This window comes from Streptomyces sp. NPDC006197 (genome assembly GCF_040613865.1).
Taxonomy (GTDB): Bacteria; Actinomycetota; Actinomycetes; order Streptomycetales; family Streptomycetaceae; genus Streptomyces.
On the sequence record NZ_JBEXSZ010000043.1, the window covers coordinates 25240 to 38661 of the forward strand.

Sequence of the window (13422 nt, forward strand, 5' to 3'; positions counted from 1 at the left end):
CACGACGGAGCCCCGGGTCCCGGCCCGGGGCTCCGTCGGCGTGCGCGAGAATGGGGGCATGAGCCTGTTCCGCGACGACGGCATCGTGCTGCGCACCCAGAAGCTGGGTGAAGCGGACCGCATCATCACCATCCTCACGCGCGGTCACGGCCGCGTACGCGCCGTCGCGCGCGGCGTGCGCCGGACGAAGTCGAAGTTCGGGGCGCGCCTCGAACCCTTCTCGCACGTGGACGTGCAGTTCTTCGCCCGGGGGAGTGAGCTGGTCGGACGCGGCCTGCCGCTGTGCACGCAGAGCGAGACCATCGCCGCGTACGGCGGCGGGATCGTCACCGACTACGCCCGGTACACCGCCGGCACGGCCATGCTGGAGACGGCGGAGCGGTTCACCGACCACGAGGGCGAGCCCGCCGTGCAGCAGTACCTGCTGCTCGTCGGCGCCCTGCGGACGCTCGCCCGGGGCGAGCACGCGCCCCACCTCGTCCTGGACGCCTTCCTGCTCCGCTCCCTCGCCGTGAACGGCTACGCGCCCAGCTTCGAGGACTGCGCCAAATGCGGACTCCACGGGCCCAACCGGTTCTTTTCGGTCGCGGCGGGCGGGGTCATATGCGGCGACTGCCGGGTGCCCGGAAGCGTCGTACCCTCTGCGGAGGCCATCGGCCTGCTCAGCGCGCTGCTCACCGGCGACTGGGCGACGGCGGACGCGTGCGAGCCGCGTCACGTCAGGGAGGGCAGCGGCCTCGTGTCCGCCTATCTGCACTGGCACCTGGAGCGCGGCCTGCGCTCCCTGCGGTATGTCGAGAAAAGCTAGGAGAGACCACCCATGGCCATCGCACGACTCCTCGGGCGCCAGCGTCGGGAGTACAGGACCCCCGAGCCGCACCCGTCCGGTGCACGCCCGCCGAGGCTCCAGACCGAGCTGGTTCCGGAGCACGTCGCGATCGTCATGGACGGCAACGGCCGCTGGGCCAAGGAGCGCGGCCTGCCGCGCACCGAGGGGCACAAGGTCGGCGCCGAGCAGGTGCTCGACGTGCTCCAGGGCGCGATCGAGATGGGCGTGGGGGCGATCTCGCTGTACGCCTTCTCCACCGAGAACTGGAAGCGCTCGCCCGAGGAGGTGCGCTTCCTGATGAACTTCAACCGCGACTTCATCCGCAAGACGCGTGACCAGCTCGACGAGCTCGGCATCCGCGTGCGCTGGGTGGGCCGGATGCCCAAGCTGTGGAAGTCGGTCGCCAAGGAGCTCCAGATCGCCCAGGAGCAGACCAAGGACAACACGAAGCTGACGCTGTACTTCTGCATGAACTACGGCGGTCGCGCGGAGCTCACGGACGCGGCGCAGGCGATGGCCGAGGACGTGAAGGCCGGCCGGCTCGACCCGGCGAAGATCACCGAGAAGACCATCCAGAAGTACCTGTACTACCCGGACATGCCGGACGTGGACCTGTTCCTGCGGCCCAGCGGCGAGCAGCGCACCTCCAACTACCTGATCTGGCAGAGCGCGTACGCCGAGATGGTCTTCCAGGACGTGCTGTGGCCCGACTTCGACCGCCGCGACCTGTGGCGGGCCTGCGTCGAGTACGCCCAGCGCGACCGCCGCTTCGGCGGCGTCGACCCGGCCGACCTCGCCGTCCTCGACAAGGCGTAGGCTCCGGCCGGGACCGAGGGGGGACGATGGAGCTGGTCTACACACCGACGCGCGCCGACGTGGCCGACGCCGTCCGCGTGCAGATGAGGCACGGCTGGTACCGGTGGCTGCCGCGGGTGGCGCGGACCGTCGCGGTCCTGGCGGCCCTCGTGGTGGTCCTGGAGCTGTTCGGGCCCGGTGACCCGAAGCCCGCGGGGGCCGTGCGCATGGCGGGGCTCGTGCTGCTGCTCGTGGCCCTCGGGCCGCTCGTGCGGTGGGTCACCGTCCGGCAGATGTACGCCCTGATCGGACGGCAGGGGAGTTCCGGGCCCGCGTGGACGAGGACGGCGTGCGCTGGACCACCCGCGACAGCGAGGTCGTCCACCGCTGGCAGTTCCTGTCCCGGTACACCGAGACGGCCACGCAGTTCGTGCTGCTCACAGGCGACAAGGGCGGTGTCGGAGTGGCCGCCCTGCCCAAGCGGGGCTTCGCCGACGCGGACGGGGTCGATCGGCTCCGCCAGGTCCTGGACCGGAACGTCACCCGCATGTGACGCGCATGCGAAGGGCCCGCACCGAATCGCTTCGGCGCGGGCCCTTTCGTATGTCAGGTCACTTCTCGGCGCACTCCGCGCACGTGCCGAAGATCTCGACCGTGTGCGCCACGTTCACGAAGCCGTGCTCCGACGCGATCGTCTCGGCCCACTGCTCCACCATCGGGCCCTCCACCTCCACGGCCTTGCCGCAGACGCGGCAGACCAGATGGTGGTGGTGGTCGCCGGTCGAGCAGCGGCGGTAGACCGTCTCGCCGTCGCTGGTGCGCAGCGCGTCCACCTCGCCCGCGTCCGCGAGGGACTGGAGCGTGCGGTAGACGGTGGTGAGGCCGACGGAGTCGCCGCGGTGCTTGAGCATGTCGTGCAGCTCCTGGGCGCTGCGGAACTCGTCCACCTCGTTCAGTGCCGCCGACACTGCGGCCCGCTGCTTGGTCGAGCGGCCGCGTACGGGGGGTCCTGCCGTCGCCACGGGGGCCTCCTTGGATGCTTGTCTGCCCCGCCATTCTGCCAGCCCCCCGTACCCCCGGGATCAGTCGAGGATCAGACCTTCACGTCGTCCGTCGGCCGACGGGTGGCCGGAACGCAACGGGTGTCGCAGTCCGCGGTCGCCTGCGCGGCGGCCTTGGCCCGTCGCTTGGCGAGCGGGGTGGCCAGCAGGGTCAGGACGATGAAGATCCCGATCGCGTACAGGACGATCGTCGCGCCGGGCGGCACGTCCTGGTAGTACGAGGTGACCGTACCCGCCAGGGTGACCGTGATGCCGGTCGCCACGGCGAGGACGAAGGTCGCGCGGAAGGACTTCGACAGCTGCTGGGCGGCCGCCACCGGCACCACCATGAGGGCGCTGACCAGCAGCAGGCCGACGACCCGCATGGCGACCGTGACGGTCACCGCGGCGGTGACCGCGATGAGCAGGTTCAGGGCGCGCACGGGCAGGCCGGTGACCCGGGCGAACTCCTCGTCCTGGCTGACGGCGAAGAGCTGGCGGCGCAGGCCGACCGTGACCAGGACCACGAAGGCGGCGAGGACGCTGATCGCGGTGATGTCCGCTGTCGAGACGGTGGAGAGCGAGCCGAAGAGGTACGAGCTGAGGTTGGCGTTGGAGCCGGTCGGCGAGAGGTTGATCAGCAGGACGCCGCCGGCCATGCCGCCGTAGAAGAGCAGGGCGAGCGCGAGGTCGCCGCGGGTCTTGCCGTACGCCCGGATCAGCTCCATGGCGACGGAGCCCGCGACGGCGACGAGGGTCGCCATCCAGACGGGGCTGGAGTTCAGCAGGAAGCCGAGGCCGACGCCCGTCATGGCGACGTGGCCGATGCCGTCGCCCATGAGGGCCTGGCGGCGCTGGACGAGGTAGATGCCGACGGCGGGCGCGGTGATGCCGACGAGGACGGCCGCGAGGAGCGCCCGCTGCATGAAGGCAGGTTCGAGGAAGTCCATGATCAGGTCAGCAGTCCCGTGCGGAGCGGCTCGTCGGCCGCGTGCGGATGTACGTGGTCGTGGCCGGGCAGCGCGTGCTGGCCGAGGGCCTCGGGCGGCGGGCCGTCGTGGACGACGCAGCCGTCGCGCAGGACGACCGCGCGGTCGATGAGCGGCTCCAGGGGGCCCAGCTCGTGCAGGACGAGGAGGACGGAGGTGCCGCAGGCGACCTGTTCGCGCAGGGCGGCGGCGAGGATCTCCTGGCTGCCCAGGTCGACGCCCGCCATCGGCTCGTCCATGATCAGGAGTTCGGGCTCGGAGGCGAGCGCGCGGGCGATCAGGACCCGCTGGTGCTGGCCGCCGGAGAGGGCGGAGACGGAGTCGGCGGCGCGGTCGGCGAGGCCGACCAGCTCCAGGGCCCGGACCGTCGCGGCGCGGTCGGCCTTCGTCATGAGGCCGAACCTGCGGCGGGAGAGCCGGCCGGAGGAGACGACCTCGCGGACGGTCGCGGGGACACCGCTCGCCGCGGTGGTGCGCTGCGGCACGTAGCCGACGCGGGCCCAGTCGCGGAACCGCTTCCGCTCGGTGCCGAACAGCTCGATGGTGCCGCCGGTCAGCGGGACCTGGCCGATGACCGCGCGGACGGCGGTGGACTTGCCGGAGCCGTTGGCGCCGAGCAGGGCGACGACCTCGCCGCGGTGGACGGTGAGGTCGACGCCCCGGAGGACGGGGCGGGCGCCGAGGGCCGCCGTGGCTCCGCGGACGGAAAGGACGGGCTCGTCGCTCACGAGTGCCTCCTGCTGTGCTGTGGTCACTTGGCGCCGAGGGCCTTCTTCAGCGCGGCGAGGTTGGACTGCATGACCTCGATGTAGTCATCGCCCTTGGACTTGCCCGTGATTCCCTCGAGGGGGTCGAGGACGTCGGTCTTCAGGCCGGTGTCGGTCGCGAGGGTCTTCGCGGTCTCGTCGCTCGCGAGGGTCTCGAAGAAGACGGTGGAGACCTTGTCGTGCTCGGCGATGTCCTGGAGTTCCTTGATGCGGGCGGGGCTCGGCTCGGACTCGGGGTCCATGCCGGAGATGCCCTCCTGCTCCAGGCCGTAGCGCTCGGCGAGGTAGCCGAAGGCGGAGTGGGTGGTGATGAAGGTCTTCGTGGCGGTGTTCTTCAGGCCCGTCTCGAACTCGGTGTTCAGGGCGCCGAGCTTCTTCACCAGGGCGTCGGTGTTCTTCCGGTAGTCGGCGGCGTTCGCCGGGTCGGCCTTCTCCAGGGCGCTGCCGACGCCCTTGGCGACCTCGGCGTACTTCACGGGGTCGAGCCAGACGTGGGGGTCGGCGCCGGCCTCGGACTCGTGGTCCTCGTGGCCCGCCTCGCCGTGGCCGTGGTCGTGGCCGACCTCGGTGCCGTGCTTTTCGAGCTTCGTCAGGGTGGCGGCGTCGACGGTGTTCTTCACGCCGGCCTGGGCGATGGCGTCGTCGACGGCGGGCTGGATGCCCTTGAGGTAGAGGATGACGTCGGCCTCGCCGAGCTCGCCGATCTGCTTCGGCTTGAGCTCCAGGTCGTGCGGCTCGACGCCCGGCCTGGTGAGCGTGTTGACGGCGACGTGGCCGCCGCCTATCTGCTCGGCCAGGTACTGCACGGGGTAGAACGACGCCACCACGTCCAGCTTGCCGTCGCTCCCCTTGTCCGCGGCGTCGGAGGTCCCGGAGCAGGCGGAGAGGGAGACGATGCCGAGCGCGACGGCTCCGGCGAGGGCGGTGGTGGGTATCAGGCGGCGTACGTTCATGACACTCATTTTCAACAAAACTGGAAACGGTTGTCAATTGCCTTACCTGTGCTCCGGGTCACCGGGGCCCGGCGCGGAACCGATTTGATTCAAGGGCCGCGGGCGCCGGTAACCTGTGGCATTCGCACTTCGTCGTCGTAATGAAGAGAGCACCGTGGCCGCCGACAAGATCGACACCATCGTCAGCCTGAGCAAGCGCCGTGGCTTTGTTTTCCCCTGCAGTGAGATCTACGGCGGTCAGCGCGCCGCCTGGGACTACGGACACCTGGGCGTCGAGCTCAAGGAGAACCTCAAGCGTCAGTGGTGGCGCTACATGGTCACCTCGCGCGAGGACGTCGTCGGCATCGACTCGTCGGTCATCCTGGCCACCGAGGTCTGGGAGGCCTCCGGTCACGTCGCGACCTTCACCGACCCGCTGACCGAGTGCACCTCCTGTCACAAGCGCTTCCGCGCCGACCACCTGGAGGAGGCGTACGAGGAGAAGCACGGCCGTCTCCCCGAGAGCCTCACCGACCTCAACTGCCCCAACTGCGGCAACAAGGGCACCTTCACCGAGCCCAAGCAGTTCTCCGGCCTGCTCTCCACGCACCTCGGCCCGACCCAGGACACCGGCTCCGTCGCGTACCTGCGTCCCGAGACCGCCCAGGGCATCTTCACCAACTTCGCCCAGGTGCAGACCACCGCGCGCAAGAAGCCCCCGTTCGGCATCGCGCAGATGGGCAAGTCCTTCCGGAACGAGATCACTCCGGGCAACTTCATCTTCCGCACGCGCGAGTTCGAGCAGATGGAGATGGAGTTCTTCGTCAAGCCGGGCGAGGACGAGCAGTGGCAGGAGTACTGGATGGAGCAGCGCTGGAACTGGTACACCGGCCTGGGTCTCCGTGAGGAGAACATGCGCTGGTACGAGCACCCGAAGGAGAAGCTCTCCCACTACTCGAAGCGCACCGCCGACATCGAGTACCGCTTCTCCTTCGGCGGCAGCGAGTGGGGCGAGCTGGAGGGCGTCGCCAACCGCACCGACTACGACCTGAGCGCCCACTCCAAGGCCTCCGGCGCCAACCTGTCGTTCCTGGACCAGGAGTCCAACGAGCGCTACACGCCGTACGTCATCGAGCCCGCCGCCGGTGTCGGCCGCGCCATGCTGGCCTTCCTGCTCGACGCGTACATCGAGGACGAGGCCCCGAACGCCAAGGGCGTCATGGAGAAGCGCACGGTGCTGCGCCTCGACCACCGCCTGGCCCCGGTCAAGGTCGCGGTCCTCCCGCTCTCCCGCAACGCGCAGCTCTCCCCGAAGGCCAAGGGCCTCGCGGCGGACCTGCGCCAGAACTGGAACATCGAGTTCGACGACGCCGGCGCCATCGGCCGCCGCTACCGCCGTCAGGACGAGATCGGCACCCCGTTCTGCGTGACCGTCGACTTCGACACCCTCGACGACAACGCGGTGACCGTGCGCGAGCGCGACACCATGAAGCAGGAGCGCGTCTCCCTCGACCAGATCCAGGGCTACCTGGGCAGCCGTCTGCTGGGCTGCTGAATCTGATCGTCTGCACGGGAAAGCCCCCGGTTCCGTCTCGGAACCGGGGGCTTTCCCGCGTCTCGTACGTCAGGCGGTCGCGGTCGCGGCGGCGGCCTCCGCCTCCGCCTGGCGCCGGGCCCCCTCTGCCGCGCGGCGCTTCCCGAACCAGGCCGTCCAGACGCCGAGGGCGCCGAGGACTCCGTAGATCATGATCGGGCTGAGCGTGACCATGGTTTTGGTCGGCAGCACGTACGCGAGGGCGATGCGGACCAGCGCCTCCGCCACGTACGCCACGCCCCACACCAGCGTCATCGTGCGCATGGTGGAGCGGAAGCCCTCGAACTGCCACATGCCGTTCCACCAGGCCGTGCTCGTCGGGGTCCCGTCGGTCGCGAACTTGCGGCCGAAGTAGAACATCAGCGGGCGCGGGGCGAGCAGCGTCCCCAGGCAGAGCAGGCCGAACAGGCCCGTGACCGACGAGTCCTTGATCAGGAGCGCGCGGGCGGTGTGGGCGCCGACCAGCGAGACCACGGCCGTGATCACCAGGAAGACCAGGGTGACCATGGCGAACTCGTCGATCTTGCGGCGCCAGGCGACCATGATCGCGGTGTCGAGGACCGGCCACGCGCTGCTGAGGAGCAGGGCGGAGAACTCGGACCAACCGTGGTCCTCCGTCAGCGTGTTGTACGTGACGATCGGCGCGACGACGTTGAGGCCGATGGTGAGGACCCACCCGATCGCGGAGGCCCCGCCCGATCGGGCCGGCTTGGCGGGTGTGGACATGGTTCCCCCTGGGTGCTTTCACGGTCTTGCGGTCGCGGTGCGGGAGAACGCTAGTCATGCACCGGACAGGGAAGGGGAAACTCCACGCCAAATGATCTTCAAAACGGGAGGTTTTCAGGCCCGTAGTGCTCGCTGGACCAGGGAGACGACCGCCGTGAACGCGCCCTCGACCTCCGGAGCCGACCAGTCGGCCGCGTGCGCCGGGTTGTGGAAGCGGTCCGTGGCGTGGAAGACGGCGCGCGCCGTGCTCGTGAAGTCCCGCTCCGGCGCCGCGAACAGGCCCTCGCGGTGACCGTCCTCCAGGATGCGCGCGATCTGCTCGACGAGATGCTCCTCGTGCCGGTCGACCACCGCGCTGTTCTCGCCGATCAGCACCTGGAAGGTGGCCATCAGCTCCGGGTCGCCGCCCGCCTTCTTGCGCTTCAGGGCGAAGAGGGCCGCGAGCCAGTCAGTCAGCCGCTCGTCCGCCGGACCCCCGGCCTCGACGTACGGCCCGAGCGCGACGATCGTCCGCTCCAGCCACCTCTCCGTGACCGCCTCGCGCAGCGCCGCCTTCGTGCGGAAGTGGCGGTAGACGCTGCCGTGACTGACGCCGAGGACCCGGGCCACGTCGACGACGGTCGCCTTCGCCGGGCCGTAGCGTCGCAGCACCTCCTCGGTGGCTTCGAGGATGCGCTCTGCGGTCAGGGTCTCGGTGGCGGCCATGTGACGACAGTACCCGTCAGTGCTCGCTGTCCAGGTGGGCCATCTGGGCCTCCGGGTAGCGGGCGCCGACCGCCGCGCCCGCCGGGACGGCCTCCTCGACGGCGGCCAGGTCGGCGGCGTCGAGTGTGACGTCCAGGGCGCCGAGCGCCTCCGCGAGCCGGTCCCGGCGGCGGGCGCCGACTAGGGGCACGATGTCCTGACCCTGCGCCAGGACCCAGGCGATCGCGGTCTGCGCGACCGTGACGCCCTTGGCCTCGGCGACCGCGCGCAGCCGGTCCACCAGGTCCAGGTTCCGGCCGAGGTTCTCGCCCTGGAAGCGCGGGCTGAAGCCGCGGAAGTCGCCCGGGGCCAGTTCGCGGTCCCGGGTGAAGTGGCCGCTGATCAGGCCGCGGGAGAGGACTCCGTACGCGGTGATGCCGATGCCCAGTTCGCGGGCGGTCGGCAGGATCTTGTCCTCGATGCCCCGGGAGATCAGCGAGTACTCGATCTGGAGGTCCGCGATCGGGGCGACGGCCGCCGCCCGGCGCAGGGTGTCCGCGCCGACCTCGGAGAGGCCGATGTGTCGGACGTGCCCGGCCTCGACCAGCTCGGCGATGGCGCCGACGGTCTCCTCGATCGGCACGTCCGGGTCGACGCGGGCGATCCGGTAGACGTCGATGTGGTCGGTGCCGAGGCGCTGGAGCGAGTACGCCGCGAAGTTCCTCACCGCGGCCGGGCGGCCGTCGTAGCCGGTGAAGCCGCCCTCGACCGTGCGCAGGGCGCCGAACTTCACGCTTGTCAGCGCCCGTTCGCGGGCGGCCGCCGGCGCCGTGCGCAGCGCCTCGTTGATCAGCAGCTCGTTGTGGCCCATCCCGTAGAAGTCGCCGGTGTCGAGCAGGGTGACCCCGGCGTCCAGGGCCGCGTGGATCGTCGCGATCGACTCCGCGCGGTCGCTCTCGCCGTACAGCGCGGACATGCCCATGCAGCCGAGGCCGAGCGCGGAGACGGCGGGGCCGGTGGTGCCGAGCGGGCGGGTGGGGACGGAGGTCTTGGAGATGGGGCTCTTCGGTGTCGTGGTCATGGAACAATCATGACATGACCGATGACAGATTTCAATATCTGTCACTCCATCTATCACTTCACGGTACGGGGCAGGCGCAGGCTCAGCAGCAGCGTCAGCGCCACCACCCCCAGCTGGACCAGGAGCGTCGTCCTCAGCGCCGTCCCCATCTCCGCCGGCGACGAGGCCAGCGACAGGAAGAGCGAACCCAGCGTCGCCACGCCCAGCGTCAGCGCCGACTGCTGCGTGGTCACCATGACCCCGCTGCCCACGCCCGCCCGCTCCGACGGGACCTCGGACAGCACCACCCGGAACAGCACCGGCAGCTGGAGCCCCTGACCGAGACCCGCCACCGCCATGCCCGGCACCAGGTCCCACACAGAGAGCCCCTGCCAGTCGTGCCCCACCGACCACGCGATGGCGGCCACCCCGAGCCCCTGGAGCAGGGCCCCCACCGGCACCACCCGGGTGCCCCAGCGCCGCACGAGCCGCGGCCCCGCCAGCGAGGCGCCGAAGAACGCCAGCGCCATCGGCACGATCGCCATGCCCGAGGCCACCGCACCCGTCTGCAGGCCCTGCTGGAGCGCCACCGCGACCGCGAACAGGAAGCCGCTGAAGCCCAGCGAGAGCGGCAGCACCACCATCAGCCCGCGCCGCAGCGGGACCAGGGCGAGCAGACTCGGCGGGACCAGCGGCACGGCGCCCCGGCGGTCCGCCCGCCGCTCCACCCACCAGAAGGCCCCCGCCGCGAACGGGAACAGCGCGAGCGACACCCAGGTCCACAGCGGCCAGCCCGCCGCCCGGCCCTCCGTCAGCGGCGCGAGCAGGGCCAGCAGCGCCAGCACCAGGAGCAGCGTGCCCGGCACGTCCACCGGCGCCGGACGGTCCGAACGGGTCTCCGGCACGGTACGCAGGGCGAGGACCAGACCCGCCACCGCCACCGGCACGTTCACCAGGAACACCGCGCGCCAGCCGGAGCCCGCGATGTCGGCGGTCACCAGCACCCCGCCCAGGATCTGGCCGCCCGCCATCGCGAGACCGGCCGTCGCCCCGTACAGGCTCAGCGCCCGTGCCCGGCGCGGCCCCTCCGTCGAGGAGTGGATGGTCGCGAGCACCTGCGGCAGCATCAGCGCCGCCGCCGCGCCCTGGGCCACCCGGGCCGCGACCAGGGTCCAGGCGTCCGGGGCGAGCCCGCAGGCGAGCGAGGTCAGGCCGAAGGCGGCCATGCCGACGAGGAAGAGGCGCCGGCGGCCGAAGAGGTCGCCGAGGCGCCCGCCGAGGACGAGCAGCACCGAGTACGCCAGGCCGTACCCGGCGACGACCAGCTCCAGGAGCGCCGGTCCCGCGGCCAGGTCGTGGTCGATGGACGGCAGGGCGACGTTGACGATGAAGAAGTCGATGAGGGGGAGCGCGGCGCCGAGGAGGACGGTGAACAGGCCGAGGGCGCCGAGCGCCGCGGGCGGCGCCTGGCGGCCGGCCGGGGCCGCGGTGCGGACGGGGGTGGAGGTCGTAGTCACGCGACCGAGCCTCCGCCTCCGCTCAGCCTGGTACCAGAGTGTCTTTATCCTGGTACAAGCACTACCTGGAAACCGGCTGACCACCCCGGCACCCTGGAGGCATGACCGTCATGGCGATGAGCGGACCCGAGGCACCGAGCGAGACCGACGTGCGGCGCCACGAACTGGCGGCCTTCCTGCGCAGCCGGCGCGAGCGCATCACCCCCGAACAGGCCGGCCTGCCCCGGGGCCGGCGCCGCCGCACCCCCGGCCTGCGCCGCGAGGAGGTCGCGCACCTCTCCGCCGTCGGCGTCACCTGGTACACCTGGCTCGAACAGGCCCGCGACATCCAGGTCTCCCCGCAGGTCCTGGACGCCCTCGCCGGAGCCCTGCTGCTCGACCCGACCGAGCGCAGCCACCTCTTCGCCCTCGCCGGAGCCGCGGACCCGCACCCCGAGGCGTCCTGCTCCGCCGTCACGCCCACCCTGCGCCGGCTGCTCGACCAGCTGGAGCCCGTGCCCGCCGCGATCCAGAACAGCCGCTACGACTTCCTCGCCCACAACCGCACCTTCGGGCAGCTCTTCTGCGACCTCGACGCGCTGCCCCGCGAGGACCGCAACTCCCTCTGGCTGGCCTTCACCAACGAGGACTTCCGGGCCTCCGTCACCGACCTGCCCGAGGTCATGCGCGCGCTCGCCGGGAAGCTCCGCGCCGCCATGGCCGAGCACCTGGCCGAGCCCGCCTGGAAGGAGCTCGTACGCCGCCTCGAAGAGGCCTCGCCCGAGTTCCGGGAGCTCTGGGCCCGGCACGAGGTGGTCGCCCCCGGCGGCCGCGTGAAGATCATCCGCAACGCCCGCGTGGGTCTCCTCAGCTTCGAGCACACCAACCTCTGGCTCGGCCCGAACGCCGGGATGCGCCTCGTCACGTACGTCCCCGTGGACGACGCCACCCAGGACGGCGTCGCCCGCCTCCTCGACCTGGTGGTCCGGGAGCGGGCGGCTCAGGGCGTGCTGACGGCGGTCTGAGGGCCGCCCTCCCTGCCGCCCTCCCGGGTCTCCTCCCCGCCGCCCTCCCTGGTCTCCTCCCGGCCGTCCTCGGACGCCAGGCACCGTGCCGTCCGCTCCGCCGTGCGCCGGGCCCACGGACCGCTGGTCAGCGCGCCGACCGCCAGGACGGCGAGCCCGCAGCCCGTGATGATCCAGTAGCCCGGGCGGGCCGCCGCCACGAACGCGTCCGCGTGCGGCACGGCGCCGACCCCCGCCGCCAGGACCGTGCCGATCACCGCGACCCCCAGCGTCTGCCCGACCTGGCGGCTCGTCGAGGCCACCGCCGCCGCCACCCCGGCCTGCGCGCGGGGCATCCCGGAGACGGCGGTGTTCGTGATCGGGGCGTTCACCAGGCCGAAGCCGATGCCGAAGACCACGTACCCGGTGAAGAGCAGCGCGTCGCTCGTCTCGGCGGCGAAGGCCGCGAAGAGCAGCGGCCCGGCCGCCATCGCCGTCCCCGCGAGCAGCAGCGAGGCGCGCGGCCCGCGCGCCGCCGTGAGCCGCCCCGACAGCGGGGCGAAGACGAAGGTCATGCCGGCCATCGGCAGCATCCAGAGTCCGGCGGACAGCGGGGAGAGCCCGCGCACGTCCTGGAGGTACAGCGTGTTGAGGAAGAGGAAGCCGCCGAGCGAGGCGAAGGCGCAGACCGCGATGACGGTGGCCCCGCCGAACGGCGCGCTGCGGAAGAACCGCAGGTCGATCAGGGGCTCGCGGCGCCGGGGCTCGTAGAGGAGGAGACCGGCGAGCGCCACGGCCGCGATCCCGGCGAAGAGCGGGTCGGTCTCGATGATCGCGTACGTGAGCGAGCCGAGGAGTGCCGTCACCAGGACCTGTCCGACGGGGTCGGGGCGCCGGGGCCGGGGCGCGCGGGACTCGGGGACGTACCGCAGGGTCAGGAGCAGGGCGGCGAGGGCGACCGGCAGGTTCACCCAGAAGATCGCCCGCCAGCCGACCGACTGGACGAGCACCCCGCCCACCAGGGGTCCGGCGGCCATGGAGACGCCGACGACCCCGCCCCAGACCCCGATGGCACGCGCGCGTGCCGCCGGGTCCGTGAAGGTGTTGGTGATGATCGACATGGCGACCGGGTTCAGCATCGAGCCGCCCACGGCCTGGACCGCCCGGAAGGCGATGAGGGCCTCCAGGTTCGGCGCGAGGGAGCAGAGCAGCGAGCCGAGCGCGAAGACGGTCAGGCCGGTGACGAAGACCTTGCGGCGGCCGATCCGGTCGGCGGTGGAGCCGGCGAGCATCAGCAGGGAGGCGAGGACCAGGGTGTAGGCGTCGATCGTCCACTGCATGCCGGCGACGGTGGCGCCGAGGTCGCGGCGCATGGCGGGCAGGGCGACGTTGAGGGCGGTGTTGTCCAGGCTGACGATCAGCAGGCTCATGCAGCAGATCGCGAGGACGACGAGGCGGCGACCGCGTGTGAGCTCGGGCATGTGCGGATCGTATGGCTGTCTAAGA

14 protein-coding genes are annotated in these 13422 nt (G+C 71.5%); 5 read left to right on the forward strand and 9 right to left on the reverse strand.

The features are described 5' to 3' along the window. Positions 1-58: 58 nt before the first annotated feature. The 3 genes from recO to ABZ318_RS16110 all read left to right on the forward strand — a co-directional run bounded on the left by recO (position 59) and on the right by ABZ318_RS16110 (position 2177). Positions 59-808, forward strand: a complete 750-nt coding sequence (recO, locus tag ABZ318_RS16100; protein ID WP_356903075.1) for a DNA repair protein RecO — start codon at positions 59-61, stop codon at positions 806-808. Between the two features lie 12 nt (positions 809-820). Then, on the forward strand, positions 821-1645 hold the full coding sequence (locus ABZ318_RS16105; RefSeq protein WP_356903077.1) for an isoprenyl transferase: 825 nt from the start codon (positions 821-823) through the stop codon (positions 1643-1645). 313 nt (positions 1646-1958) lie between these two features. Continuing rightward, positions 1959-2177 (forward strand): YcxB family protein, encoded by a 219-nt coding sequence (locus ABZ318_RS16110; protein ID WP_356903078.1) that lies wholly within the window; start codon positions 1959-1961, stop codon positions 2175-2177. A 58-nt stretch (positions 2178-2235) separates the two neighbouring features. Here ABZ318_RS16110 and ABZ318_RS16115 read toward each other — a convergent pair whose 3' ends face one another. The 4 genes from ABZ318_RS16115 to ABZ318_RS16130 all read right to left on the reverse strand — a co-directional run bounded on the left by ABZ318_RS16115 (position 2236) and on the right by ABZ318_RS16130 (position 5373). Continuing rightward, positions 2236-2646 carry a Fur family transcriptional regulator gene (locus ABZ318_RS16115; protein WP_093876193.1) on the reverse strand — a complete coding sequence of 137 codons (411 nt, stop codon included), beginning with the start codon at positions 2644-2646 and terminating at the stop codon, positions 2236-2238. A gap of 71 nt (positions 2647-2717) precedes the next feature. Next, positions 2718-3614: a metal ABC transporter permease gene (locus tag ABZ318_RS16120; protein WP_356903079.1), complete on the reverse strand. Its 897-nt coding sequence runs from the start codon at positions 3612-3614 to the stop codon at positions 2718-2720. Between the two features lie 2 nt (positions 3615-3616). After that, positions 3617-4381, reverse strand: a complete 765-nt coding sequence (locus ABZ318_RS16125) for a metal ABC transporter ATP-binding protein (protein WP_356903080.1) — start codon at positions 4379-4381, stop codon at positions 3617-3619. A gap of 23 nt (positions 4382-4404) precedes the next feature. Then, the gene (locus ABZ318_RS16130) at positions 4405-5373 is read right to left on the reverse strand and encodes a metal ABC transporter substrate-binding protein (protein WP_356903082.1); all 969 of its coding nucleotides are present in this window, start codon (positions 5371-5373) and stop codon (positions 4405-4407) included. Between the two features lie 154 nt (positions 5374-5527). Here ABZ318_RS16130 and ABZ318_RS16135 point away from each other — a divergent pair, with 154 nt between their 5' ends. Beyond that, entirely contained in the window at positions 5528-6907 is a 1380-nt protein-coding gene (locus ABZ318_RS16135; protein ID WP_356903083.1) for a glycine--tRNA ligase, read from the forward strand. 69 nt (positions 6908-6976) lie between these two features. Here ABZ318_RS16135 and ABZ318_RS16140 read toward each other — a convergent pair whose 3' ends face one another. The 4 genes from ABZ318_RS16140 to ABZ318_RS16155 form a co-directional block, all read right to left on the reverse strand. Next, entirely contained in the window at positions 6977-7672 is a 696-nt protein-coding gene (locus ABZ318_RS16140) for a VC0807 family protein (protein WP_356903084.1), read from the reverse strand. Positions 7673-7786: 114 nt separating this feature from the next. Beyond that, positions 7787-8377 carry a TetR/AcrR family transcriptional regulator gene (locus tag ABZ318_RS16145; protein ID WP_356903085.1) on the reverse strand — a complete coding sequence of 197 codons (591 nt, stop codon included), beginning with the start codon at positions 8375-8377 and terminating at the stop codon, positions 7787-7789. Between the two features lie 16 nt (positions 8378-8393). Beyond that, positions 8394-9437, reverse strand: coding sequence for an aldo/keto reductase (locus tag ABZ318_RS16150; RefSeq protein ID WP_356903086.1), 1044 nt, complete (start codon positions 9435-9437; stop codon positions 8394-8396). Positions 9438-9490: 53 nt separating this feature from the next. Beyond that, positions 9491-10933 carry an MFS transporter gene (locus tag ABZ318_RS16155; protein WP_356903087.1) on the reverse strand — a complete coding sequence of 481 codons (1443 nt, stop codon included), beginning with the start codon at positions 10931-10933 and terminating at the stop codon, positions 9491-9493. A 101-nt stretch (positions 10934-11034) separates the two neighbouring features. Between ABZ318_RS16155 and ABZ318_RS16160 the strand changes: the two genes are divergently transcribed. Continuing rightward, a complete protein-coding gene (locus ABZ318_RS16160) occupies positions 11035-11937 on the forward strand; it encodes a helix-turn-helix domain-containing protein (RefSeq protein ID WP_356903088.1) in 903 nt (300 codons plus the stop codon). Here ABZ318_RS16160 and ABZ318_RS16165 read toward each other — a convergent pair. Further along, complete coding sequence (locus ABZ318_RS16165; RefSeq protein WP_356903089.1) at positions 11913-13397, reverse strand: MFS transporter; 1485 nt, start codon at positions 13395-13397, stop codon at positions 11913-11915. The two genes, ABZ318_RS16160 and ABZ318_RS16165, sit on opposite strands and share 25 nt — an antisense overlap. Between the last annotated feature and the right edge of the window lie 25 nt (positions 13398-13422).